Below are 21735 nucleotides of genomic sequence, written 5' to 3' on the forward strand. Positions count from 1 at the left end.
AACACCCCCAAAACCCCTCGAAGAATTCCTGAGCAAGAAAAGGATGCGCCAGATGAACCCGATGACCGGTGACCCAGACCAGGGTGGAAGCAAGCCCGCCTCCGCGCCTTCCCATTCCCTGCGCCACGCCGCGGGTCCGTACTTCGGCGACTACGGCGGACGCTGGATGCCCGAATCCCTGATCGCCGCCATGGACGAGCTCAACGAGACCTTCGAGGCGGCCAAGGCCGACCCGGAGTTCATCGCCCAGGTCAAGGACCTGAACAAGAACTACTCGGGCCGCCCCTCGCTGCTCACCGAAGCCAAGCGCTTCTCCGAAGCCGCCGGAGGAGTGCGCGTCTTCCTCAAGCGCGAGGACCTCAACCACACCGGCAGCCACAAGATCAACAACGTCCTGGGCCAGGCGCTGCTGGCCAAGCGCATGGGCAAGACCCGCATCATCGCCGAGACCGGGGCGGGCCAGCACGGCGTCGCCTCGGCCACCGCGGCGGCCCTCATGGGCCTGGAATGCGTGGTCTACATGGGCGCGGAAGACACGCGCCGGCAGGCCCTGAACGTCGCACGCATGCAGTTGCTCGGCGCCACCGTCATCCCGGTGACCGCCGGCTCCCAGACGCTGAAGGACGCCATCAACGAGGCGCTGCGCGACTGGGTCGCCAACGTCGGAACCACCCACTACCTGCTGGGCACCGCCGCCGGCGGACACCCGTTCCCGGCCATGGTGCGCTACTTCCACGAAGTCATCGGCGAGGAGGCCCGCGAGCAGATCATCGCCCAGGCCGGACGCCTGCCGGACGCCGTGGCCGCCTGCATCGGCGGTGGCTCCAACGCCATCGGCATCTTCCACGGCTTCCTCGACGACGCCGATGTCGAGCTCTACGGCTTCGAGGCCGGGGGAGACGGCATCGACACCCCCCGCCACGCCGCGACCATCACACTGGGCAGGCCCGGTGTGCTGCACGGGGCCAAGAGCTACCTGATGCAGGACGACGACGGCCAGACCATCGAGTCGCACTCGATCTCCGCCGGCCTGGACTACCCGGGCGTCGGCCCGGAGCATGCCTACCTGGCCGACATCGGACGGGTGCACTACGAGCCGATCACCGACACCGAGGCCATGGACGCCTTCTCGCTGCTCTGCCGCACCGAGGGCATCATCCCGGCCATCGAGTCCTCGCACGCCCTGGCCGGCGTGCTGAAGATCGCCGAGCGGAAGATCGCCGCCGGTGCGGTGCCGAAAGAAACCATCATCATCGCCAACCTTTCGGGTCGCGGCGACAAGGACGTTGGAACCGCAGCGGAATGGTTCAACCTCATCGACACCGAAAAGGACGCCAAGTGAGCCCCGTATCCAAGAGTGCCGCGGCGATCGCCGCGGCCCGCGCCGAAGGCCGCCCGGCGCTGATCTGCTACCTGCCCGCCGGCTTCCCCGACGTGCAGGGCACCATTGACGCGGCCGTGGCGATGGCCGAGAACGGCGCCGACATCATCGAGGTCGGCATCCCGTACTCGGACCCCGTGATGGACGGCTCGGTCATCCAGGCCGCCACGGTCCAGTCGCTGGCCCAGGGCTTCAAGGTCGCCCAGGTGTTCGACATCGTCAAGGGCATCACCGAGCGTTGTTCCGCAACGGTCATGATCATGACCTACTGGAACCCGGTGCTGCGCATGGGCGTGGACGAGTTCTCCCGCCGCCTGGCCGAGGCCGGCGGCGCCGGGTTGATCACCCCGGACCTGGTTCCCGACGAGGCCGCCGAATGGATGGAAGCCTCCGACAAGTACGGCCTTGACCGCGTCTTCCTGGTCGCCCCGTCCTCCACCGAGGCACGCATGAAGGCCACCGTGGACGCCAGCCGCGGCTTCGTCTACTGCGTCTCGGTCATGGGCGTCACCGGCGCCCGCGCCGAGGTCTCCGACGCAGCTGCCGCCGTGGTCGCCGCGGCCCACGCCGCCGGAGCCGAAAACGCCTGCGTCGGCCTGGGCGTCTCGGCGCGCAAGCACGTGGAAGAAATCGGCGCCTACTCCGACGGCGTCATCGTGGGCACCGCCCTGGTCGCGGCCCTGCGCGACGGGGGAGTGGACGCGGTGGCCAAGCTGACCGCGGAACTCAGCGGGCGGGCAGTGAACGCATGATGCCGCTGGCCGTGGCTGGAGCCAATATCCTGGCCTCGATCCCGAGCCCGCCGTCCGAGTTCTCGAAATTCTCCATCGGCCCGCTGACCATCCACGCCTACGCGATCTGCATCATGATCGGCATCATTGCCGCCATGTGGATCGCCTCGAGGCGCTGGCGGGCCAAGGGCGGGCCGGAGGACGTGGTCTGGGACATCTGCATCTGGGCGATCCCCTTCGGCATCGTCGGCGGACGCCTCTACCACGTGCTGGTCACCGACCCCGAGTACTACTTCGGCCTCCAGGGCCAATCGGCGCACCTTTCCGAGATCCCGCAGATCTGGGCCGGCGGACTGGGCATCATGGGTGCCATCTCGCTGGGCTCCTTGGGTGCCTGGATCGCCTGCCGGCGTGCCGGGGTGCGCCTCTCGGCGTTCCTGGACGCCGCGGTCCCGGGCGTGCTGCTGGCCCAGGCCTTCGGCCGCTGGGGCAACTGGTTCAACCAGGAACTCTTCGGCAAACCCACCACGCTGCCGTGGGGCCTGGAAATCGACCCGAACAGCTACAACTTCCCCCCGGGCCTGCCGGCCGGAACCCTGTTCCAGCCCACCTTCCTCTACGAGTTCTTGTGGAACGTGGCCGGGGTATTCCTGCTGCTGGCCCTTGACCGGAAGTTCAAGCTGCGCCGGGCTTCCCTGTTCTGGACCTACATCCTGTGGTACGGCATCGGCCGGACCATCATGGAAACCATGCGCATCGACGCCGCGGACACCATCACCATCCTGGGCATCGGGCTGCGCGTGCACATGTGGCTGGCCATCGTCATGATCATCATGGGCGCCATCGGGTTGGCCTTCGTGCTCATCCGCCTGCGCCCGCTGCCGGATCCCGGGGTCTACCTCAAGGGCCGCGAACCCAAGGCCGAAGTCGCCGCCGGGACCACGGAAGCGGAAGAGCCCACGAAGGATGGCTCGAAGCCGGCGGACGAGCAGAAGCCGCCCGCCGACGGACCAGCCTCCTAGGCCCCATCCGCCCCGGCACGCGCGGGATTACCGGCAAGACCCCCTTTCATTCACGCCTCACCAGGTGGGGAAATGTGAAGGGGGTCTTTTCGCGTTACGACGAAACTTTCAGGAAACCCAAAAGTTCCAAGTCAGCAACGGGTTCGTAGTGGGCACGAAAACTGTTGGAAACAAAAGCGCGTATAAATCCGAAACATGCCGGTGCTACTCTTTTTTCACTGTGGCAGCACGGCCGGGCGCGGAGCACCCCTCCATCCGCACCCGAGGCTGCCGGCAACCACAATGACGTGGAAACGCACGACCCGCGGCCCGCCCACCGGCTGGAACACACGGTTGCCGCGCCCGCAGCATTGGTGCCACACCGACACCCCACACCAAGCCCCCAGCGGGGCACCGATTCGCGAACCCAAAAACTCCCTCGGCCACCGTCGTCCGAAGAACCAGACCCGCCGCCCACACACCGAGAAAGGGACAACTCATGAGCATGACCGGAGTCCAACTCAATGCCTCACCGCATCAGGGCGAGGAGATTTCCTCGCCCTACACCAGGTTTGCCGACGTCCCGGCAGCACAGGGACTCTACGATCCGGCAAACGAAAAAGACGCGTGCGGCCTGGCGGTCATTGCCACGCTGAACAAGGAGGCCAGCCACCAGATCGTGGAACAGGCCCTCGAGGCGCTGCGCCGCCTCGAACACCGCGGTGCCGTGGGCGCCGACGCCGGCACCGGCGACGGAGCCGGCATCCTCACCCAGATCCCCGACGCATTCTTCCGCGCGGTCACCGACTTCGCCCTTCCCGCCCCCGGCCGCTACGCCGCCGGCACCGCCTTCCTCCCGCAGGAGGCCGCGCAGCGCAACGCCGCCGTCACCGCCCTTGAGGAACTCGCCGCCGAAGAAGGCCTGACGGTCCTGGGCTGGCGCGACGTCCCGGTGAACACGCAGGCCATCGGCGCCACCGCCCTGGGCTGCATGCCGCACTTCTCCCAGCTCTTCCTGGGTGCCGCCGAAGACCACGAGGCCGACCTCGACGCCCGCGTCTTCCGCATCCGCAAGCGCGCCCAAAACAAGTTCGGGGTGTATTTCCCCTCGCTCTCCTCCGCGACCATGGTCTACAAGGGCATGCTCTCCACCGAGCAGCTCACCGAGTTCTACCCGGACCTGTCCGACGCCCGCTTCGCCTCGCGCCTGGGCATCGTGCACTCGCGTTTCTCCACCAACACCTTCCCCTCCTGGCCGCTGGCCCAGCCCTTCCGCACCATTGCCCACAACGGCGAGATCAACACCGTCAAGGGCAACCGCAACTGGATGCGCGCCCGCCAGTCCCAGCTGGCCTCCCCGCTGCTGGGCGAGGTCCCCGAGGAACTCTTCCCGATCTGCAGCCCCGGTGCTTCCGATTCGGCCTCTTTCGACGAGGTTGCCGAGCTGCTGGTGCTCTCCGGCCGCCCCGTGGCCCAGGCCATCATGATGATGATCCCCGAGGCCTGGGAAAACCACGCCACCATGGATGCGGACCGCCGCGCCTTCTACGAATACAACTCCATGCTCATGGAGCCCTGGGACGGCCCGGCCGCGGTCTCCTTCACCGACGGCAAGCAGGTCGGCGCGGTGCTGGACCGCAACGGGCTGCGCCCGGCCCGCTACTGGATCACCACCGACGGACTGGTCGTGCTGGCCTCCGAGGTCGGCGTCATCGACCTGGCCCCAGAGCAGATCTCCGCCAAGGGCCGCGTCGCCCCGGGCAAGATGTTCCTCATCGACACCGAGGCCGGACGCATCATCGACGATGCCGAGATCAAGTCGCAGGTCGCCGCCTCCGCACCGTGGGCCCAGTGGCTCAACGAGAACAAGATCAGCCTCACCGAGCTGCCGGACCTGGAGCACGTCAAGCACAACTCCGCCTCCGTGCAGATCCGCCAGCGCACCTTCGGCTACACCACCGAGGAACTGCGGATCCTGCTGGCCCCGATGGCCACCGCCGGCGCCGAGCCGCTGGGAGCCATGGGCACCGACACCCCCGTCGCGGTGCTCTCGGACCGCTCCCGCCTGCTCTTCGACTACTTCACCCAGTCCTTCGCCCAGGTCACCAACCCGCCGCTGGATTCCATCCGCGAGGAACTTGTCACCTCCCTGGGCACCAGCATCGGCCCGGACGGGAACCTGCTGGCCACCGGCAAGGTCGACGCCCGGCAGGTGTCCCTCGACTACCCGGTGATCACCAACGACGACCTGGCCAAGATCGCCAACATCCGCGACGAATCAGGCGCCAAGGTCGCCCTGAAGGTCCGCGGGCTCTACCGCCCCGAGGGCGGGGAATCGGAGCTGCGCGCCCGCCTGCAGGAAATCTGCGAGAAGGTCTCCGCCGCCATCAACCGCGGCGTGAAGTTCATCGTGCTCTCGGACAGGGACTCCAACGCCCAATGGGCGCCGATCCCGTCGCTGCTGCTCACCTCCGCGGTGCACCACCACCTGCTCAAGAGCGCCAACCGCACCAAGACCTCCCTGGTCATCGAGGCCGGGGACGTGCGCGAGGTGCACCACGTGGCGGTGCTCGTGGGCTACGGCGCCTCGGCGATCAACCCCTACCTGGCGCTGGAATCCGTGGAGGAAATGGCCACCCAGGGCGAGCTCGGCTCCGTGACCCCGGCCAAGGCGCAGACCAACCTGATCAAGGCGCTGGGCAAGGGCCTGCTGAAGATCATGTCCAAGATGGGCATCTCCACCGTGGCCTCCTACTGCGGCGCCCAGACCTTCGAGGCCCTGGGCCTGTCCCAGCGCGTGGTCGACCAGTACTTCACCGGCACCTCCTCGCAGCTCGGGGGAGTGGGCCTGGACATCATCGCCACCGAAACCGCGATGCGCCATGCCGCCGCCTACCCGGCGGACCTGAACCCCGATGCGCACCGCGTGCTGGAGACCGGCGGCGAATACCAGTGGCGCCGCGAGGGCCCGCCGCACCTGTTCAACCCGGAGACCGTCTTTAGGCTGCAGCACGCCACCCGCGAACGCCGCTACGACATCTTCAAGGCCTACACCCGGGGCGTCGACGACCAGGCCAAGGGACTGATGACGCTGCGCGGGCTGCTGGACTTCAAGACCGGCGAACGCGCGCCCATCGACATCGAGAAGGTGGAGCCGGTGTCGGAAATCGTGAAGCGCTTCGCGACCGGGGCCATGAGCTACGGCTCGATCTCCGCCGAGGCGCACGAGACCCTGGCCCGCGCCATGAACCGGCTGGGCGGCAAGTCCAACACCGGCGAAGGCGGCGAAGACGTGGACCGCCTGCTGGATCCGGAGCGCCGCTCCGCGGTCAAGCAGATCGCCTCGGGCCGTTTCGGGGTCACCAGCATGTACCTCACGCACGCCGATGACCTGCAGATCAAGATGGCCCAGGGTGCCAAGCCCGGCGAGGGCGGCCAGCTGATGGCCAACAAGGTCTACCCGTGGGTGGCCCGCACCCGCCACTCCACCCCCGGTGTGGGATTGATTTCCCCGCCGCCGCACCACGACATCTACTCGATCGAGGACCTGGCCCAGCTGATCCACGACGCGAAGTGCTCCAACCCGGGTGCCCGCGTCCACGTGAAGCTGGTCTCCGAGGTCGGCATCGGCACCGTCGCGGCCGGCGTCACCAAGGCCAAGGCCGACGTGGTGCTGGTTTCCGGGCACGACGGCGGCACCGGAGCCTCCCCGCTGAACTCGCTGAAGCATGCCGGCGTGCCCTGGGAGCTCGGCCTGGCCGAGACCCAGCAGACGCTGATGCTCAACGGGCTGCGCGAACGCGTCACCGTGCAGGTCGACGGGCAGCTGAAGACCGGCCGCGACGTGGTCATCGCCGCGCTGCTGGGCGCCGAGGAATTCGGCTTCGCCACCGCCCCGCTGGTGGTCGCCGGCTGCATCATGATGCGCGTCTGCCACCTGGACACCTGCCCGGTCGGCGTGGCCACGCAGAACCCGGAGCTGCGCGCCCGCTTCACCGGCCAGGTGGACCACGTGGTGAACTTCTTCGAGTTCCTCGCCCAGGAGGTCCGCGAGATCCTCGCGGAACTCGGCTTCGCGACCCTCGAGGAGGCCATCGGCCAGGCGGAGATGCTCGACACCCGCGCCGCGGTGGGCCACTGGAAGACCGCCGGGCTGCACCTGGAAAAGATCTTCAACACCGCCGGCTCCAAGCCCGGGGCGGCACGTTCGCGCACCGGGTCCCAGGACCACGGGCTTCAGGCGCACTTCGACAACCAGCTCATTGCAGCCTCCGCTCCGGCCTTGGAACGCCGCGAAATGGTCGTTCTTGACCTCCCAATCAAGAACACCGACCGCTCGGTGGGCACCATGCTCGGCCACCACGTCACCCGCACCTTCGGCACCGACGAACTGGCGGAGGGGACCATCGCGGTCACCCTGCGCGGGCACGCGGGCCAGTCCCTCGGCGCGTTCCTGCCCGCCGGCATTGCGCTGGACCTGGTCGGGGACGCCAACGACTACGTCGGCAAGGGGCTGTCCGGCGGACGGATTTCCGTGCGCGCCGATGAACGCTCCGGCTTCAACCCGGCCGAGCAGGTCATTGCCGGAAACGTCATCGGCTACGGCGCCACCAGCGGCGAGCTGTTCATCGCCGGGCTGGTGGGCGAACGCTTCGCCGTGCGCAACTCCGGGGCCACCGCGGTGGTCGAGGGCATCGGCGACCACGGCTGCGAATACATGACCGGCGGAACCGCGCTGGTGCTCGGTCCGACCGGACGCAACTTCGCCGCCGGCATGTCCGGGGGCACGGCCTACGTGCTGGACCTGGACACCGCGGCGCTGAACCCGCTGGCCGTGGCCAACGAGGACCTGTTGCTCTCCGGCCCCGACGAGGCGGACTGCGTGCTCATCAAGGAACTGCTCACCAAGCACGTGGCCCACACCGGCTCCGCGCTGGCCGCCAGCCTGCTGGCCGACTGGCCGGTGGCCGCGGCCCGCATCACCAAGGTGCTCCCGCGGGACTACGCCGCGGTGTCCCAGGCACGAAACACTGCCGTCCATGAAGGATTCGACCCCGATTCAGCAACCGTCTGGAACAGGATTTTGGAGGTGACCCGTGGCTAATCCACGTGGATTCCTGGAGGTGCGCGAACGCGTCACCGTGCCCAAGCGCCCCGTTTCGGTGCGCATCATGGACTACCGAGAGGTAACATCCAGGCAGGACGCCGGCGTGCTGAAAAAGCAGGCCGGGCGCTGCATGGACTGCGGCGTGCCCTTCTGCCACAACGGCTGCCCGCTGGGCAACCTCATCCCGGAGTGGAACGCACTGGTCCACGAGGGACGGATGGCCGAGGCCGCCGAGCGCCTGCACGCGACCAACAACTTCCCGGAGTTCACCGGGCGGCTGTGCCCGGCCCCCTGCGAGTCCTCCTGCGTGCTGGGCATCAACCAGCCGGCCGTAACAATCAAGCAGGTCGAGGTCGAGATCGCCGACACCCTGATTGCCTCCGGCGGGCTCGAGCCGGTGCTGGCCGTGCGCCACACCGACAAGCGCATCGCCGTGATCGGCTCGGGCCCCGCGGGCCTGGCCGCAGCCCAGCAGCTGACCCGTGCCGGGCACACCGTGGCGGTGTACGAGCGCGACGAGAAGGTCGGCGGGCTGCTGCGCTACGGCATCCCCGACTTCAAGATGGGCAAGGACGTGCTGGAGACCCGGCTGGCCCAGATGGAGGCCGAGGGAACCGTGTTCCGCACCGGGGTCTCGGTGGGCACCGACATCGAATTCGACGCCTTGAACAGGCTCTACGACGCGGTGATCGTGGCCACGGGCGCCACCGTGCCGCGCGATTTGCCGGTCCCCGGACGCGACCTCGAGGGCGTGCACTTCGCCATGGACTACCTGGTGGATTCGAACCAGGTGGTGGCCGGAGAGCGTGAAGGCCTGCGGATCGATGCCGCCGGCAAGCACGTGGTCATCCTCGGCGGCGGCGACACCGGGGCCGACTGCCTGGGCACCGCGACCCGCCAGGGAGCGGCCTCCGTGACCACCCTGGCCATCGGCGCCCAGCCGCCGGCCGAGCGTCCGGCGCACCAGCCCTGGCCCATGGCACCGATCATCTTCGAGGTCCAGTCGGCACACGAGGAAGGCGGCGAGCGGATGTATTTGGCCGCCACGGTCAACTTCACAGGCGAGCACGGCAGGGTGATGGGTGTTACTCTGGCAGAGACCGAATTCATAGACGGTCAGCGCCTTCCGAAGCCGGGCACCGAGCGGGTCATTCCCGCGGATCTGGTCTTCCTGGCCCTGGGGTTCACCGGACCCGAGCAGGCCGGCTTCCTGGAACAGGCCAACACCGAGTTTGATGACCGGGGCAGCGTCGCCCGCGATGGTTACTACATGACCAACACCCCGGGGGTGTTCGCGGCAGGCGATGCCGGACGCGGACAATCCCTGATCGTGTGGGCCATAGCCGAGGGACGATCCTGTGCCGCGGCCGTGGACAAATACCTGATGGGCGAAACCCGCCTTCCGGCCCCCGTCTCTCCGACGGATCGGGCCATCAGCATGTTGTGAAACGGATGCACCTCTGATGCGGTGTTTTCCCGACCTGAGAAATGGAAAGGCAGATAGGCTAACCGTATGAGACGCGCAAAAATCGTGGCCACCTGGGGCCCGGCGATCGGTACCTACGACAAGACATTGGCAGTGCTCAAGGCGGGTGTCGACGTCGCCCGGCTGAACATGAGCCACGGCGACCACTCGATGCACGCCGAGAACCTCGGCAACGTCCGTGCGGCGGCCGAGGAGCTCGGCCGCCCGGTGGGCATCTTTGCCGACCTGCAGGGACCGAAGATCCGCCTGGGCCGCTTCGTGGACGACGCCAAGCACATGCTCAAGGTCGGGGACACCTTCACCATCGTGATTGCCGACGTGCTGGGGGACGGCTCGTTCTGCTCCACGACGTTCAAGGGCCTGCCCACCGATGTCAACGTGGGCGACATCCTCTTGATCAACGACGGCAAGGTCGCCCTGCGCGCAACGGCCGTGGATGACGAGAAGGTCGTCACCGAGGTCGTCGTGGGCGGGGAGGTGTCCAACAACAAGGGCATCAACCTTCCCGGCGTGGCCGTGAACGTTCCCGCCCTGAGCGAAAAGGACGAGGAGGACCTGCGCTGGGCCATCCGGGCCGGCGTCGACATGGTCGCCCTGTCCTTCGTGCGCAACGCCGCCGACATCGGGCGCGTGCACGAGATCATGGACGAGGAAGGCCGGCGCCTTCCGGTCATCGCCAAGATCGAAAAGCCGCAGGCGGTTGACGCGCTGGAAGAAATCATCGACGCCTTCGACGCCATCATGGTGGCCCGTGGCGACCTCGGCGTGGAGCTTCCGCTCGAGGAAGTCCCGCTGGTGCAGAAGCGCGCCATCGAGCTGGCCCGCCGCTGGGCCAAGCCGGTCATCGTGGCGACCCAGGTGCTCGAGTCGATGATCGAATCCCCGACGCCGACCCGCGCCGAGGCCTCGGACTGCGCCAATGCCGTCCTCGACGGTGCCGACGCGGTCATGCTCTCGGGGGAGACCTCGGTGGGCGAATACCCCATCGAGACCGTCGAGACCATGGCACGGATCATTTCCTCCACGGAAAAGCATGGACTGGACCGCATCCCGCGCCTGGGCTCCAAGCCCAAGACCCGTGGCGGCGCCATCACCCGTGCCGCCGTGGAAATCGCCGACCAGTTGGATGCCAAGTACATCGTGGCCTTCACCCAGTCCGGCGATTCGGCCCGACGCCTGTCCCGGCTGCGCCCGGTTCGCCCGGTCCTGGCCTTCACCCCGCTGCCGCAGACCTACAACATCATGACCCTGATGTGGGGCATCCAGCCGCGCCTGGTCGAGTACGCCGACCACACCGACAAGATGACCGCACAGGTCGACCGCGCCCTCCTGCAGGAAGGCCTGGCCGAGATCAACGACATTGTCTGCATCGCCGCCGGGTCGCCTCCCGGACAGGCCGGGTCCACCAACTCGTTGCGCGTCCACAAGGTCGGCGACCTTGCTGACGCCGGCCAGCTCGGCGACGGCAAGCCGATGCCCGCTCGCGAGAAGGTCGGTCCGTGGGACTCGGACAAGGGCGAGGGCGAAAACAGCCACACCATCTAGCCGGTTCGAGGTGCGGCAGGGGCCGGACTTCCACCACGATTCCCTTGGGGGACCGCGGTGGGGGTCCGGCCCTTTCGTTTTCAGTCAGTCAGCTCCACCGGCACGGCGATGACATCCACCATCGCACCGTTCCGGAGCACCGTCACGGGCAGCGGCACACCGATGGCTTCGGTGAACAACTGCTTTTGCACGCTTTCGGCGCTGGACACCGGGCGCCTCCCGACGGTCAGCACCAGGTCTCCGGGTTTCAACCCGGACTTCTCCGCCGGGGACCCGGCGATGACATCGGCAACGCGCAGTCCCTGCCGCTGGCCCATGCGCAACGCCAGCGTCTCGTTGAGCGCAAACGGGGCACTGACCAGGCCCAGATAGGCGCGCCGGACACGCCCGTCGGCCATCAGCGCGGCGATGATCCGCCGGGTGGTCGCGTTGATCGGAACGGCCAGGCCCAAGCCCGCGCCCGCCACGGCCGTGTTGATGCCGACGACCCGGCCGCGGGCATCGGCCAGCGCCCCGCCCGAATTGCCCGGGTTCAGCGCGGCATCGGTTTGGATGACGTCCTCGATCACCCGCCGGGCCCGGCCAAGTGCGGTGGGGATGGATCGCCCCAGCCCGCTGACCACCCCCGCGGTCACCGAACCGGCCAGGCCCAGCGGGTTGCCCACGGCGATCACCAGTTGGCCCACCCGCAGTCCCTCGGCGTCGCCGAGTCGGGCCGGTGCCTGCATGTGGGATAGGCCGCGGATCACGGCCAGATCGGACAGGGCGTCCGCTCCTCTGATCTCCAGGTCCGTTGCCGTGCCGTCGGCAAAGGTCGCCCGTCCGGCAGTGGCCCCGGCAGCCACGTGGGCATTGGTCAGCATGAAGCCTTCGTCGGTGAAGACCACGGCGGAACCCGCGCCAAGGCGCACCGGGCCACCGCGGCCGGTACGCATCATCTCGACGGCCGCAACATGCGGCCCAACCTCTTCGGCAACGCCGATGACGGTCCGGGAATAGGCGTCCATCACGTCTTCAGACCCAAGCCCGGATTCGGAAATATCGAAAGGCTCATTCACCGCACGCCTCCAGGGGTGCCAATGGTCGGATATTGGCGACGCTTCCTGCCCACGCACCGGCAGCGCCACATGCCTATACAACGAAAGCGGTGCCCACCGTAGTCCCGCCATGGATACGCCATGGGAGAACGGCGAAGCAGGACAGCATGAATTTCCAGGTATCCCGCAATGCCCATTTTGCTGGTCGTCTCCGAGCGCCGGATCCAGCGGTCCCGCCATACCCTTCAATCAATGTGGCCCAAGAAATGAGGTGGGGTGCCCAATGGAAAGAAGAAGCACACAAATGGATGTCAAAGTGGTGGTCGGCATTGACGCCGGGGAATTGTTTTCCGGAAATGACAAAGGCCCCGATCCCTTGTGAAACAGGGGATCGGGGCCGGTTGTGCCCGAGGTGGGACTCGAACCCACACACCTTTCGATACTGCATTTTGAGTGCAGCGCGTCTACCATTCCGCCACTCGGGCGGGCACATTTTGAAGCAGCGAGAATAAGCGTAACTGATGATTGCTTTGCGCAGAAATCCTCGCGTCCTTGCGGTTATCCACTGTACATGCAGATAGGCTTAACCGTAAAACCGAGAGTCGATGACAGCCCCGGTCACCCCGGGAATGAAGGAGCACCCATGAGCGATCTGCCCGAAGTAACACGAATTGATCCCGAGCCCGGCACCGGCGCACCCCGCCGCGTGATTGTTGCCGAGGATGAAACCCTGATCCGCCTCGACATCGTCGAGATCCTGCGCGGCGAGGGCTACGACGTGGTTGCCGAGGCGGACAACGGGGAAAAGGCCATCGAGCTGGCTCGCGAGCACAAGCCAGACCTGGTACTGATGGACGTCAAGATGCCGGTCATGGACGGCATCACGGCGGCCGAGACCATCGTCAAGGAGCGCATCGCCCCCGTGGTCCTGCTGACCGCCTTCAGCCAGAAGGAATTGGTGGAACGCGCCCGCGAGGCCGGAGCCATGGCGTACGTCGTCAAGCCATTCACTCCCGCGGACCTGGTGCCGGCCATCGAGATCGCCATCTCCCGCTACGAAGAAATCCGCGCGCTGGAGAAAGAGGTCGGCGACCTCACCGAGCAGTTCGCCACGCGCAAGCTCGTCGAGCGCGCCAAGAGCCTGCTGACCACCAAGATGGGCCTGACCGAACCCGAGGCGTTCCGCTGGATCCAGAAAACGTCCATGGACCGCCGCCTGTCCATGCGCGAAGTCGCCGAGACCGTCATCGACCAGGTCAAGTAGCCAAGCACCAGGAACGCCCTCGACGGGGCCGCAGAATCCCCGACACGGGAATTCCTCGGCCCCGTTTGCATTTTTCCTGCTGCCACGGGCGCGTTGGCTCGATAGGATTCTTGGGACAGGCGATGCAGGGCAATCAACCTCGAGGAAAGAGCCACCGTGCCACACCCGGGTTCACCGATGGGTGAGCAATTCGAACTCTCCGGAACCATCGACGGCCGCACACAGCACGCGGTGGTGACCCAGATCGGTGCCGCATTGCGCAGGCTGGTGGTCGACGGGGTGGAACTTGTCCAGGACTACCCGCAAGACATGGCCGCGCCCTCCGCGGCCGGCGTCGTCCTGGTGCCCTGGCCCAACCGCATTGCCGGAGGAACCTGGAGCCACGACGGCATCGAGGAACATCTGGTGATCACCGAACCGGAGCGCAACAACGCCAGCCACGGCCTGCTGCGGCACAGCAGCTATCGGCAGGCAAACCGCACAAACCACAGCGTGGCCTTGGCGGCGGAGATTTCGCCCGCGCCCGGGTATCCCTTCGAACTGGCCACGTCCGTGCACTATGAATTGGTGGCGGACGGGTTGCAGGTCACCCACAGGCTGGAGAACCTCGGCACGTCCAAGGCCCCGGTGGCCGTGGGAGCCCATCCCTACCTGCGGGTCGGTGACACCCCGGTGGGCGAGCTGACACTGGTCATAGACGCCGCGCAGCACTTGGAAGTCGACGAGGCGATGATTCCCGTCGGGCGGCCGTTGCCGGTGGACGGCACGAACCTGGACTACCGGCACGGCAAGAAATTGGGCAACGTCTCCCTCGACAATGCGTGGACGGATCTCACGCGCGTGGCCGACGGCGGTTCACGGCACTACCTGGAGGCACCGGATGGAACCCGTGTGGAATTGCACATGGATCGGAACTACGGGTTCATCCAGGCCTACACCACGCAAACCTTCAAGGGCCCGGAAGGTCCGGTGCACGCGGTGGCCCTGGAACCGATGACCGCGGCGGCGAACGCCTTCAACAACGGAATGGGACTGCGGTGGCTGGCGCCGGGCGAGATCTGGGAATCCTCGTGGGGGATCAGGCATGTGGCCGCGGGCGGTTCCCGATGAACAATGGAAGCTCGGCAACGTACAACGCGTGGAAGGAAGCTGCGTCCCGATGAAAACCCAAGGTGTGGTCCTGAGTTTGGCGGTGAGGGATGCCGCGCGCTCCCTGGCCTTCTACCGCGACGTGGTGGGCGTCGAAAACGCCACGCTCGCCATGGGCATGGTCTGCCTGGAACTGCCGGGAATGACGATCTTCCTGGCCGAGACCGAGGCCTTTACCAAGTATTCGCGCGAGGCCAAGCGCACGCCGCTGCTTCCGGTGCCCGCCACCGACGCCTTCCTCAGCTGCGCCATCGCCACCGAGTACGAGGTCGACGAAATACTCGCCGCGGTGGCCGATTCGGAGGGCAAGGGCTTTACGGCCCACCGCATACCGCACGTCAGCGGACGGATGCAATACGTCGGCACCTTCGCCGATCCGGACGGCCATCTCTGGCAGCTGGTCTGCAACCTCACCGACGCCGAAGGCCACACGCAGTAGGCCGGCCCGGTCCCTCGTTACTCTTCGAAGCGCGAGGGATCGCCCAGCCCCACCCGGGAGATCACTGCCTCGCCGCTGGAGTAGTCGATGACGGTGGTCGGCTCGGTCCCGCATTCGCCGGAATCGATGACGCCTTCGATCACGTTGTCCAGCGCCTCCTTGATTTCCCAACCCTGGGTCATCGGATCCTCTTCGCCCGGAAGCAACAGCGTGCTGGAAAGGATGGGCTCCCCGAGCTCGTCAAGCAGCGCACGGACCACTGCATTGTCGGGGATGCGCACACCGATGGTCTTCTTCTTGGCCTGCATCAGCCGACGCGGGACTTCCTTGGTTGCCGGCAGGATGAAGGTGTAGCTGCCCGGGGTCACCGCCTTGATGTTGCGGAAGACCTTGTTGTTGACCTCCACGTACTGGCCCAACTGGGCGAAGTCCTTGCACACGAGCGTGAAGTGGTGCTTGTCGTCGACCTGGCGGATGGACCGGATCCGGTCCAGCGCCTCGCGGTTGCCGATCTGCGCGCCCAGGGCGTAGCAGGAATCTGTGGGGTAGGCGATCAGCCCGCCATTGCGTATCAGTTCCACGGCCTGGGCGATCGCGCGCGGCTGTGGGTTTTCGGGGTGAACATCAAAGAATCTAGCCATTGAACGAGCTTACGGCTCCGCGCCGGTTCGCGCACTCCCTTTACACGATTCCCACAGGTTCTCCCGGGGTCGGTGTGCTCTGGTCACGGGCCGGTTTCGGTGCGTAGACTCCAAGCCATGGTGACATCGGGGGAAGTCCCGCTTCCACGCAGGGTCATCGGCACCTATGCTCTCGGTTCGATGGGCACCGGCGGGTTTTCCACGCTCCCCGGGCTGGTGCTGATCTACTACATGACCGACACCCTGGGCATCGCTGCGCTGGGCGCTGGCCTGCTGCTGGGCGTGGCCAAGATCTGGGACGTGCTCATCGACCCGATCATCGGGATCCGCAGCGACCGCGACCTGGCCGCCACGGGTTCACGGCACCGCTTCATGGTCGCCGGTGGATCCCTGCTGCCGCTGTTCTTCATCCTCACCTTTGCCGTGCCGGCGGGCCTGGGCCAACTTGCGGCGGGGCTGTGGGTGTTGGTGGCATTCACCGCCACCGCCACGGCCTTCAGCCTCTTCCAGGTCCCGTACATGGCCCTGCCGGCCGAACTGACCGCCAGCTACGACCAGCGCACCCGACTGTTGTCCCTGCGCGTGCTCGTCCTGTCCCTGGCGATCCTGCTCTTCGGTGCCGGGGGACCGGCGCTGCGCACCCTGGGCGGGGAAAACCAATGGCTTGGATATTTCCTGATGTCCGTCGTGGCCGGAATCGTCATCGGAGCCAGTCTCCTGGCCAGCGCCCGGGTTGCCCCCAGGGGCGGAACCCGGGCCACGGTGCAACGAGCCCCGATCCGCCAAGGCTATCTCCGGGGCCTGGCGGTGCTGCGGCGCAGCCAGCCGTTCCGCGCGCTGCTGCTGGCCTTCGCACTGCAGGGCCTGGCCACCGGAGGAATGCTTGCCGGGGCCCAATACGTCGCCACCTGGGTGCTGCACGACGAGGAAGCGGTGACGTTCCTGTTCATCGCCCTGATCGGCCCGGCACTGCTCTTTGCCCCGATCTGGCGGATGGTCGCCCGGCGGATCGGCAAGGAACGCAGCTACCTGCTCTCCAGCGTCCTGTTCGGCCTCGCCGCCCTGGCCCTGGCCGGGATGCTCCTCCGGCCCGGAACCTGGGTGTACCTCCCGGTGGCGCTCGCCGGGGCCGGATATGCCGGGATGCAGTCGCTGCCGATGTCGATGCTGCCCGATGTCATCACCCACGATGCCCTGGAACACGGACAGGGCAATGCCGGGATCTTCGGCGGGGTGTGGACGGCGGGGGAAACCACCGGCATGGCCCTGGGCGCCGTGATCCTCACCGTCGTCCTGGCTGCCAGCGGATACGCCGAGTCCCTGGCGGGCGAAGCCACCACCCAGCAACCCGCGGCCGTCACCGGAATCATCCTGGCCTTCAGCGTGCTCCCCGCCCTGGTCATTGCCCTGAGCCTGTGGGCGTTCCGCCGCTACCCGCTGCGCGAATCAAACTTCAACCAACCGCTCGGCACCACTGCGGAGTAAAGGGGAAAACCGGAGATGCCACAAGACGCAGAAGCGATCCTGGACCAACTCAGGTCTTGGCGGGCACAGGATGCACCCACCCACGGGGGACACGTCATGTCCTACGTCTACGACTCGGGGCTGGCCGAACTGGACGCGCTCGCCGAACAGGCCATGGCCCTGGTGCAACCGGTCAACGGGCTTGACCCCACCATGTTCACTTCCGTGGCCCACATGGAACGCGACCTCATCACCTTCGCCCGCGACCTGCTCGGCGGGGACCGCACCGTGGTGGGAACCGCCACCAGCGGCGGGACCGAAAGCAGCCTGCTGGCAGTGAAGACCGCCCGGGCCAACCACCGCGGCAGCGCACAACCCAGGATTCTCGCGCCAGCCAGCGTCCACGCAGCCTTCCACAAGGCCGCCGAATACCTGGGCCTGTCCCTTGACCTGGTCCCGGTGGGCCGCAACGGCCAGGTCGACCCCGAGGCGGTGATCGCCCGGATGGGCCAGGACACCGCCCTGGTCGTTCTCTCGGCACCGTCCTATCCGCACGGGGCCCTCGACCCGATCGAACCGGTTGCCGCCGCCGCCCTGGCCCGCGGGATCGACTGCCACGTCGACGCCTGCTTCGGCGGGTGGATCCTGCCGTTCTGGGACGGGCTGCCGCCCTGGGACCTGTCGGTTCCGGGGGTCACCAGCCTGGCCGCCGACCTCCACAAATACGGATACGCACCCAAGGGCATCTCGGTGTTGCTGACCAAGGGCGCGCAGCGCCAGCACGGCCAATACTTCGCCACCACCGATTGGCCGGGCTATCCGGTGGTGAATCCCACGTTGCTGGGTTCGAAGTCCGCCGCACCGCTGGCCGCGGCCTGGGCCGTCACCAGGCACCTGGGCGTCGGCGGATATGCGGCGCTCGCCGAGTCCTGCAAGCGCTCCACCGCGGCATTGGCCGCCTGCATCAAGGGCATCGAGGGACTGGAAGTGGTGGGTTTCCCGGCCGGCCCGCTGCTGGCCGTGGCCCGGGATCCGGGTGCGGGCGAGCGGTCGGGCATCGATCCGCACCTGTGGGCCGACCGGCTGGCTGCCTCCGGATGGCACCTGCAGCTGCAGCCGGGCTACCGGCAGCCCGACGGCAGCTGGCTGGCACGCACCACGCACCTGACCATCACCCCGGTCACCGAATCGGTGCTGCCCCAATTGTGCGCGGCGCTGGCCACCTGCGCCGACGAGGTCCGCGGCGTCGCGGGCGTGGACCCGCAACAGGTTCTCGCCGCATTGGGTCCGTCGGCCGCCGCGGGTGCGGAACCCGACGGGGGGCCGCGTGTGCTCTCCGCCATGGGTGTTTCCCCTGCGGATGGCTCGCTGCCCAAGGACATGGCTCCGCTGCTGGCCCTAGTCGAGGCCCTGCCGCGCGCGGCCTCCGGGAAGCTGCTCATCGAGCTTCTGGCCGGCCTGGTGGCACCGCTTGACCGGGATCCGGGCCCGAAACCCTGAGCCGGCGGGGATGCCGGTTCGAGGCGTGAAGTCGCTCACGTCGGTTCCGCGGCCCGCCCGTGCATGCCTATACACGGGCGGGGAAGGGGTATCGGCGTGCTGCCCGGGGAATTGACTAGCGCGGGGCAGGCCATATGATGAATCTGCGACTTAGGTGAACAGACCCCCAACATTGGGCAAACAATGCGGGAATTTTCGGAGTCACCCAGCGCGAACCGGCCCTCGCCCGCAATCCCAAGATTGGTTTATACATGGATCTGACGCTCATCGTCGTCCTGGTCATTGCACTTGCCTTGTTCTTTGATTTCACCAATGGCTTCCACGACACCGCCAACGCGATGGCTACGCCCATCGCGACCGGTGCCATCAAGCCGAAGGCCGCAGTCGCGCTAGCCGCGGTTCTCAACCTTGTTGGTGCATTCCTTTCAACCGAAGTCGCCAAGACCATTTCCGGAGGCATCATCAAGGAGGGCGGGGACACCGGCGTGCAAATCATGCCGGCGATGATCTTCGCGGGCCTGATGGGTGCCGTCGTCTGGAACATGCTCACCTGGCTGCTCGGCCTGCCTTCCAGCTCATCGCATGCCCTCTTCGGCGGACTGATCGGCGCCGCCATCGTGGGTGCCGGGTTCGGCGCCATCGACTACAGCGTGCTGATGTCCAAGGTCCTGCTGCCGGCACTGGTGGCACCGGTCATTGCCGGTACCTCCGCCTATCTGTGCACCAAGCTGGCCTACTCGGTCACCAAGCGCCAGTCCGGCCTCGCCTCCCCGAAGCGCGGCGGATTCCGCTACGGACAGATCTTCTCCTCCTCGCTCGTGGCCCTGGCCCACGGCACCAACGATGCGCAGAAGACCATGGGTGTCATCACGCTGACCCTGGTTGCCTCCGGGTTGCAGGATGCCGGAACCGGCCCGCACTTCTGGGTCATTGCCTCCTGTGCCCTGGCCATCGCACTGGGCACCTACATGGGTGGCTGGCGCATCATCCGCACCATGGGCTCGGGCCTGACCGACGTCAAGCCCGCCCAGGGCTTCGCCGCAGAAACCTCCACCGCCGCGGCCATCCTGGTCTCCTCGCACCTGGGCTTTGCACTGTCCACCACGCAAGTCGCCTCCGGGTCCGTGATCGGTTCCGGGCTGGGCCGCAAGGGCGCAGAAGTCCGCTGGGGGACGGCCGGGCGCATTGCCCTGGGCTGGCTCTTCACGCTCCCGGCCGCCGCGATCATCGGGGCCGCGGCCGCGGCACTCGCCCACCTGGGCAACGGTGGACTGGTCATCGTCAGCATCCTGGGACTCGGTGCCTTGCTCGTCATCTGGATCCTGTCCCGCCGCGAAATCGTGGGACACAACAACGCGATCAGCGACGTTGATGTCTCCGGTGCCGCAGTGAACATCCCCACCAAAAAGCAGCGTCGCAAGATGGAGCGCGCCAAGGCCAAGCAGGAGAGCAAGTAATGACCATTCAGTGGGATGAATTCCTGATCGTCGCCGTCACCACCTGGGTCGCCGCCCTGTTCATCGTCGGGGCATACTCCTTTGGCGTGCGCATGCTCGCCGTCGGTGAAGATGCCAAGCGTTCGGCCATGCCGGCCAAGCTCGCCGCCTACGGCTGCTTTGCCATGTGCGGCATTGTGGTCCTTTTCGGGATCATCCTGATCGTGCCCTCGCTCAGTGAAAAGATTCTCGGCGCCTAAGCCGCACGCCGGCCGAACCACCCTGCGCTTTCGCCCGCCCGGATCCAATGGATCCGGGCGGGCGAAAGCCGGTTAAGCACGGATTGCGGCCCTCGGGCCGCGAAACCCCCGTGCCGGATACCGGCGGCGGGGCCGTGCCCATGGATAGGATGGGCCCCATGACGCAATTCAGGTATTTCGTGGCGGCCTCGGCCGACGGCTACATTGCCGATGACAACGATCGACTCGACTGGCTCATGGAGTTTGACGGGTTCGAGGGGCAGGCGGAAAGCTACGCCGAATTCATGGGGCAGATCGGGGCCGTCGCCATGGGCGCCGACACCTACTCCTGGCTGCTTAACCAGGCGCTCGAGGAATGGCCCTACGCGGGGCTGCCGGTGTGGGTCTTCACGCACCGGGAACTTGCCGCGTTCCCCGGAGCCGATTTGACCTTCGTCCGCGGCGACGTGACCGAATGGGCCGGGGACGTGGCACGCAGCGCGAACGGCAAAGACGTCTGGGTCCTGGGGGGCGGCTCGCTGGCCGGCCAGTTCGTGGACGAGGGGCTGCTCGACGAGCTGCTGCTCTACACCATGCCGGTCTTGCTCGGCGGCGGCCGTCCGCTGTTTGCCATGCGCGGGCACACCAAGCTGACCCCGACCTTCAGCCGGGAATATCCCGGGGGAGTGCGCGAGACCCGGTTCGACATCGTCAAGGCACCGGGCCAGACCCGCGACTACTGACCGACGCCCGGGCCCGGCAGCCGGCCCGCCTCAGCTTTCGGGGTTGTCCAGCAGCATGTTGGTGATCCGGGAGGTGCACAGGCGCCGGCCGGCCTCGTCGCTGATGACGATCTCATGGGTGGTGAGAGTCCGGCCCAGGTGGATCGGGGTGCAGACCCCGGTCACCAAGCCGGTGACCCCGGCCCGGTGGTGGGTTGCGGAAATGTCCACGCCCACGGGCTTCTTCGCGCCCTTGCCGTGCACCGCCGCGGCAAAGGACCCCAGCGTCTCGGCCAGCGCCACCGACGCCCCGCCGTGCAGGATCCCGGCCACCTGCTGGTTGCCCTCCACCGGCATCGTGGCCACCACGCGGTCGGCCGTGATCTCCGAGAAAACGATGCCCAGCTTCTCCACCAGCGAACCCACCCCGTGGCTGGCCAGCATCGGCCACATCGCCTCGGGGACGCCGTGAGCGGCCAGCTGCCGGGCGTGCGGATTGCCCGCCGATGCGCCGTTGGAGGCAAAGGTGCCAGATGTCTCGACGGCCGGTGCGTTGTCTTCAGTGAAATTATTGCCCATGCCAACTAGGCTGG

17 protein-coding genes and 1 tRNA gene are annotated in these 21735 nt (G+C 67.1%); 14 read left to right on the forward strand and 4 right to left on the reverse strand.

The genetic code is table 11. From position 1 onward, the window contains the following. Positions 1–61 precede the first annotated feature (61 nt). The 6 genes from trpB to pyk all read left to right on the forward strand — a co-directional run bounded on the left by trpB (position 62) and on the right by pyk (position 11251). The gene (gene trpB, locus FPY90_RS01655; RefSeq protein ID WP_498685486.1) at positions 62–1342 is read left to right on the forward strand and encodes a tryptophan synthase subunit beta; all 1281 of its coding nucleotides are present in this window, start codon (positions 62–64) and stop codon (positions 1340–1342) included. Further along, complete coding sequence (gene trpA / locus FPY90_RS01660; protein WP_498683454.1) at positions 1339–2133, forward strand: tryptophan synthase subunit alpha; 795 nt, start codon at positions 1339–1341, stop codon at positions 2131–2133. Before trpB ends, trpA begins: the two co-directional genes overlap by 4 nt. Positions 2134–2144: 11 nt before the next feature. Continuing rightward, the gene (gene lgt / locus FPY90_RS01665) at positions 2145–3134 is read left to right on the forward strand and encodes a prolipoprotein diacylglyceryl transferase (protein ID WP_498683456.1); all 990 of its coding nucleotides are present in this window, start codon (positions 2145–2147) and stop codon (positions 3132–3134) included. A 478-nt stretch (positions 3135–3612) separates the two neighbouring features. Beyond that, positions 3613–8217, forward strand: coding sequence for a glutamate synthase large subunit (gltB, locus tag FPY90_RS01670; protein WP_498683458.1), 4605 nt, complete (start codon positions 3613–3615; stop codon positions 8215–8217). Continuing rightward, positions 8210–9667 (forward strand): glutamate synthase subunit beta, encoded by a 1458-nt coding sequence (locus FPY90_RS01675; RefSeq protein WP_498683459.1) that lies wholly within the window; start codon positions 8210–8212, stop codon positions 9665–9667. Before gltB ends, FPY90_RS01675 begins: the two co-directional genes overlap by 8 nt. A 66-nt stretch (positions 9668–9733) precedes the next feature. Beyond that, positions 9734–11251, forward strand: a complete 1518-nt coding sequence (gene pyk, locus FPY90_RS01680) for a pyruvate kinase (RefSeq protein WP_498683460.1) — start codon at positions 9734–9736, stop codon at positions 11249–11251. 80 nt (positions 11252–11331) lie between these two features. On the opposite strand, the gene FPY90_RS01685 is transcribed toward pyk, so the two are convergent. Continuing rightward, positions 11332–12258 (reverse strand): S1C family serine protease, encoded by a 927-nt coding sequence (locus FPY90_RS01685; RefSeq protein WP_498685487.1) that lies wholly within the window; start codon positions 12256–12258, stop codon positions 11332–11334. Between the two features lie 434 nt (positions 12259–12692). Next, positions 12693–12773: transfer RNA gene (locus tag FPY90_RS01690), tRNA-Leu, on the reverse strand. Positions 12774–12931: 158 nt separating this feature from the next. Here FPY90_RS01690 and FPY90_RS01695 point away from each other — a divergent pair. From FPY90_RS01695 to FPY90_RS01705, 3 genes are all read left to right on the forward strand, one after another. Continuing rightward, positions 12932–13552, forward strand: coding sequence for an ANTAR domain-containing response regulator (locus FPY90_RS01695; protein WP_071213314.1), 621 nt, complete (start codon positions 12932–12934; stop codon positions 13550–13552). 177 nt (positions 13553–13729) lie between these two features. Then, a complete protein-coding gene (locus tag FPY90_RS01700) occupies positions 13730–14662 on the forward strand; it encodes an aldose 1-epimerase family protein (RefSeq protein ID WP_498683461.1) in 933 nt (310 codons plus the stop codon). Positions 14663–14711: 49 nt separating this feature from the next. Further along, positions 14712–15140: a VOC family protein gene (locus FPY90_RS01705; protein WP_498683462.1), complete on the forward strand. Its 429-nt coding sequence runs from the start codon at positions 14712–14714 to the stop codon at positions 15138–15140. A 17-nt stretch (positions 15141–15157) separates the two neighbouring features. On the opposite strand, the gene FPY90_RS01710 is transcribed toward FPY90_RS01705, so the two are convergent. Continuing rightward, complete coding sequence (locus FPY90_RS01710) at positions 15158–15781, reverse strand: L-threonylcarbamoyladenylate synthase (RefSeq protein ID WP_071213311.1); 624 nt, start codon at positions 15779–15781, stop codon at positions 15158–15160. Between the two features lie 117 nt (positions 15782–15898). Between FPY90_RS01710 and FPY90_RS01715 the strand changes: the two genes are divergently transcribed. The 5 genes from FPY90_RS01715 (at position 15899) to FPY90_RS01735 (ending at position 21163) form a co-directional block, all read left to right on the forward strand. Then, positions 15899–17266 carry an MFS transporter gene (locus FPY90_RS01715; RefSeq protein ID WP_498683465.1) on the forward strand — a complete coding sequence of 456 codons (1368 nt, stop codon included), beginning with the start codon at positions 15899–15901 and terminating at the stop codon, positions 17264–17266. Positions 17267–17281: 15 nt separating this feature from the next. Next, positions 17282–18745 (forward strand): pyridoxal phosphate-dependent decarboxylase family protein, encoded by a 1464-nt coding sequence (locus tag FPY90_RS01720; RefSeq protein WP_498683466.1) that lies wholly within the window; start codon positions 17282–17284, stop codon positions 18743–18745. 251 nt (positions 18746–18996) lie between these two features. After that, a complete protein-coding gene (locus FPY90_RS01725; RefSeq protein ID WP_071213309.1) occupies positions 18997–20202 on the forward strand; it encodes an inorganic phosphate transporter in 1206 nt (401 codons plus the stop codon). Then, a complete protein-coding gene (locus FPY90_RS01730; RefSeq protein ID WP_083410980.1) occupies positions 20202–20441 on the forward strand; it encodes a hypothetical protein in 240 nt (79 codons plus the stop codon). The genes FPY90_RS01725 and FPY90_RS01730 overlap by 1 nt, the downstream gene beginning before the upstream one ends. 158 nt (positions 20442–20599) lie before the next feature. Next, complete coding sequence (locus tag FPY90_RS01735) at positions 20600–21163, forward strand: dihydrofolate reductase family protein (RefSeq protein WP_498683468.1); 564 nt, start codon at positions 20600–20602, stop codon at positions 21161–21163. Positions 21164–21193: 30 nt separating this feature from the next. Here FPY90_RS01735 and FPY90_RS01740 read toward each other — a convergent pair whose 3' ends face one another. Next, positions 21194–21721: a hotdog fold thioesterase gene (locus FPY90_RS01740; protein ID WP_498683470.1), complete on the reverse strand. Its 528-nt coding sequence runs from the start codon at positions 21719–21721 to the stop codon at positions 21194–21196. Positions 21722–21735 lie beyond the last annotated feature (14 nt).

This window comes from Arthrobacter sp. C2 (genome assembly GCA_024207135.1).
Classification (GTDB): Bacteria; Actinomycetota; Actinomycetes; order Actinomycetales; family Micrococcaceae; genus Paeniglutamicibacter.

Excerpts from the sequence above, each read along its gene's own strand:
- FPY90_RS01695 (WP_071213314.1), top strand. The coding sequence starts at position 12,932 with ATGAGCGATCTGCCCGAAGTAACACGAATTGATCCCGAGCCCGGCACC.
- FPY90_RS01720 (WP_498683466.1), top strand. The coding sequence starts at position 17,282 with ATGCCACAAGACGCAGAAGCGATCCTGGACCAACTCAGGTCTTGGCGG.
- FPY90_RS01700 (WP_498683461.1), top strand. The coding sequence starts at position 13,730 with ATGGGTGAGCAATTCGAACTCTCCGGAACCATCGACGGCCGCACACAG.
- FPY90_RS01730 (WP_083410980.1), top strand. The coding sequence starts at position 20,202 with ATGACCATTCAGTGGGATGAATTCCTGATCGTCGCCGTCACCACCTGG.
- FPY90_RS01735 (WP_498683468.1), top strand. The coding sequence starts at position 20,600 with ATGACGCAATTCAGGTATTTCGTGGCGGCCTCGGCCGACGGCTACATT.
- FPY90_RS01740 (WP_498683470.1), bottom strand. The coding sequence starts at position 21,721 with ATGGGCAATAATTTCACTGAAGACAACGCACCGGCCGTCGAGACATCT.
- FPY90_RS01705 (WP_498683462.1), top strand. The coding sequence starts at position 14,712 with ATGAAAACCCAAGGTGTGGTCCTGAGTTTGGCGGTGAGGGATGCCGCG.
- gltB (WP_498683458.1), top strand. The coding sequence starts at position 3,613 with ATGAGCATGACCGGAGTCCAACTCAATGCCTCACCGCATCAGGGCGAG.
- FPY90_RS01685 (WP_498685487.1), bottom strand. The coding sequence starts at position 12,258 with ATGGACGCCTATTCCCGGACCGTCATCGGCGTTGCCGAAGAGGTTGGG.
- trpB (WP_498685486.1), top strand. The coding sequence starts at position 62 with ATGACCGGTGACCCAGACCAGGGTGGAAGCAAGCCCGCCTCCGCGCCT.
- FPY90_RS01725 (WP_071213309.1), top strand. The coding sequence starts at position 18,997 with ATGGATCTGACGCTCATCGTCGTCCTGGTCATTGCACTTGCCTTGTTC.
- FPY90_RS01710 (WP_071213311.1), bottom strand. The coding sequence starts at position 15,781 with ATGGCTAGATTCTTTGATGTTCACCCCGAAAACCCACAGCCGCGCGCG.
- FPY90_RS01715 (WP_498683465.1), top strand. The coding sequence starts at position 15,899 with ATGGTGACATCGGGGGAAGTCCCGCTTCCACGCAGGGTCATCGGCACC.
- pyk (WP_498683460.1), top strand. The coding sequence starts at position 9,734 with ATGAGACGCGCAAAAATCGTGGCCACCTGGGGCCCGGCGATCGGTACC.